Source organism: Lysobacter enzymogenes, assembly GCF_017168095.1.
Classification (GTDB): Bacteria; Pseudomonadota; Gammaproteobacteria; order Xanthomonadales; family Xanthomonadaceae; genus Lysobacter; species Lysobacter enzymogenes_D.
This window is the reverse complement of the sequence record NZ_LXSD01000187.1, coordinates 1-2479: the sequence shown is the minus strand read 5'-3', so window position 1 is coordinate 2479 and position 2479 is coordinate 1. Positions and strand designations below refer to the sequence as shown.

Genomic DNA, 2479 nt, shown 5'->3' with positions numbered 1-2479 from the left:
CCGCTGCGTCGCGCGTACCCGGCGCTGCAGGCGCGCGCCGACGCCGGCGACCTCGCCGCCGCGACCCGGCTCTATCGCGATCTCGACCAATGCCGCGTCTTCGCCCGCCGCGAGCGCGATGTGCGCCGCTATTCCGACGAACTGCTGGCCGTGCGCGCCAATGCCACCGACCCGCGCCAGCGCGAAACCCTGCGCGCCGGGCTGGAAGCGGCCGAGTCCAACGAACGCGCGCTCGACGCGCTGCGCGCGCAATGCCAAGGCGTCGACGACGCCATGCTCGGCTCGCTCGCCGCGAACCTGCAGAAGGCCGCGCTGCTCGGTGAACCGTATGCGCGCGCCTGCTACCTGGCGCGCGGCCCCGGCTTCGACGCGGCCGCGCTGCTCGACCATCCCGAACGCATGAGCGCTTATCGCGGCACGGCGCGCACGCTGGTCGAACGCGGCATCGCCGACGGCGACTGGCGCGTGCTCGACCAGCTGCGCGGCGCGCTCGAACCCGGCGCCGATTCGCTGCTGGCCGCCGCCGTTGGCAAGGATCCCGCGCAACGCTACCGTTACCTCAAGCTGTTCCGGCTCGGCGCGCCGCCGCAGCCGGGCGTCACCGACGAGGATCTGGCGATGGCCGCGGCCAAGCTCAGCCCGACCCAGCTCGCCGACGCCGAGGCGTGGGCGGCGCGGACCTTCAACCAGAACTTCCACGGCCGCGCGATCGACGCCGACGGCCCGCTGTGGGATCCGTGCGTGTTCCCTTACGAATGAACGCTTCCGAATGAACGTATCGGCTCCCGCGCGCGGTCCGCGCCGGCTGTGGCTGGCGGCGGCCGCGGTCGCGGCGCTGGCGGCGATCGTCGGCGCCTACTTCGCCGGCCGCACCGGCGCCGTGCGCCCGGATTCGCACGTGCGCGTCGTCGCTGAAGGCGCTGCGGCCGCCGAGCCCGCCGCCGAGGCCTGGCCGACGCCGATCAAGGGCGGCCCGCTGCCCGCGCCGAACGCGCCGCTGAAGGACCACTTCGCCCAGTTGCAGGCGCGCGCCAACGCCGGCGACGTCGCCGCCGCGGCCCGGCTGGTGCGCGACCTGGACCGCTGCAACCGCCTGCGCGGCGCGCAGTGGCGCAACGCCGGCGCCACCGAGGCGCTGACCAGCCGCTCCACCGAGGGCATGACCGCGGCGCAATTGCGCACCTATCAAACCCTGCTGGAGGCGATGGAACTGCGCCAGCAGCGCGAGCGCGAAGAACGCGCCGCCTGCGCCGGCGTCGACGAGCGCATGCTCGCCAGCCTGACCGCCAACATCGCCCAGGCCGCCCGGCTCGGCGACGAACAGGCGCGCGCCTGCTACCTCGAGCGCGGCCCGCTGTACGACCCGCGCAGCCTGATCCGCCAGCCCGAGGCGCTGCGCAGCTACCGCGCGAGCGCGGCGCGGCTGGTCGAGGCCGGGCTCGCGGCCGGCGACTGGCGCGTGGTCGACCTGCTGCAGCGCGCCTACGAGCCCGGTTCCACCAGCCTGCTGGGCGGATTGCTCGGCGCCGACGCGCTGCAGCACTACCGCTATCTCAAGCTCTACCGCCTCGGCGCCGAAGCGCACCGCGCCGCGGAGCTGGACCGGCAACTGGCCGCGGCCGCCGCCGGCCTCGCCCCGGCCCAGCGTGCCGAGGCGGACGCCTGGGCGCAGAACACCCTCGACGCCGGCTTCCGTGGCCGTTCCACCGACGGCACCGCGCCGGGCTGGGAGGCCTGCGACTTCTAGCGCGGCCGCCGCGGCGCGCCCTCGATCCGGCCTCGCGCCCGGCGTCCCGCGCCGGCCGGCACGGCCTTGCCTGATCGCATCCACGCCCCCGCGCGGCCCCCGCGCGGGGACGTTCGCGTGCCCATCCGTGGAAACCAGAGCTGTAAAAACTGCAATAAACATCACACAAAAAAACGGATATAGTGTGACTCAGTTCAAATATTTGGCCGGGTCCGCCGCCTGACGACGTTTAGGGCCGCCGGCCGGGCACAGGAGCGGAACTCGCATGCAGCGAACCACGATCGACATGTTGTTGGGGCGGCTGGAACCGGCCGCGCACGGCGAAGGCGCCGCGCCGGCGTTGTTGCACGCGGAACTGCAGCGCTGCTGGCAACGGGTTCCCGGCCTGCGCGCCCTGTGCGTTTCCACCGCCGACGGCCGCGCCCTGGCCGAACGCATCGACGGCGGCGCCGATGCCCGCCGGATCGCGGCGATGGCCAATTCCTTCCTCACCCTCGGCGAAACCCTGGCCGGCGAGATGGAACTCAGCCAGGCCGACTACGCCACCGTCTGCACCGCGCGCGGCAACCTGGTGCTGTTCCGCGTCCACGCCGCCAAACCGCTGACCCTGCTGGCGATGGCCGGCCCCGACACGCTGCTGGCCGCCTTGCTGGTGGGCGCGCGCGAATGCGCCGCGCGCCTGGGCGCCGCGCTCGCCGCGCCGGCGCCGCCCGCGATCGCCCAACCCTGATC

The 2479-nt window shown here is 74.1% G+C and carries 3 protein-coding genes; all 3 read left to right on the top strand.

The window, feature by feature from the left end; all coding sequences use genetic code 11:
• Positions 1-759, top strand: a 759-nt coding sequence (locus A7A76_RS04950; RefSeq protein ID WP_206410152.1) for a hypothetical protein, incomplete at its 5' end; no start/stop codon positions are given.
• Between the two features lie 10 nt (positions 760-769).
• Positions 770-1747 carry a hypothetical protein gene (locus tag A7A76_RS04945; RefSeq protein ID WP_206410151.1) on the top strand — a complete coding sequence of 326 codons (978 nt, stop codon included), beginning with the start codon at positions 770-772 and terminating at the stop codon, positions 1745-1747.
• Between the two features lie 265 nt (positions 1748-2012).
• Positions 2013-2477, top strand: coding sequence for a roadblock/LC7 domain-containing protein (locus A7A76_RS04940; protein WP_206410150.1), 465 nt, complete (start codon positions 2013-2015; stop codon positions 2475-2477).
• Positions 2478-2479: the final 2 nt, after the last annotated feature.

Coding starts and splice junctions, on each gene's coding strand:
- A7A76_RS04945 (WP_206410151.1), top strand. CDS start 770: ATGAACGTATCGGCTCCCGCGCGCGGTCCGCGCCGGCTGTGGCTGGCG.
- A7A76_RS04940 (WP_206410150.1), top strand. CDS start 2,013: ATGCAGCGAACCACGATCGACATGTTGTTGGGGCGGCTGGAACCGGCC.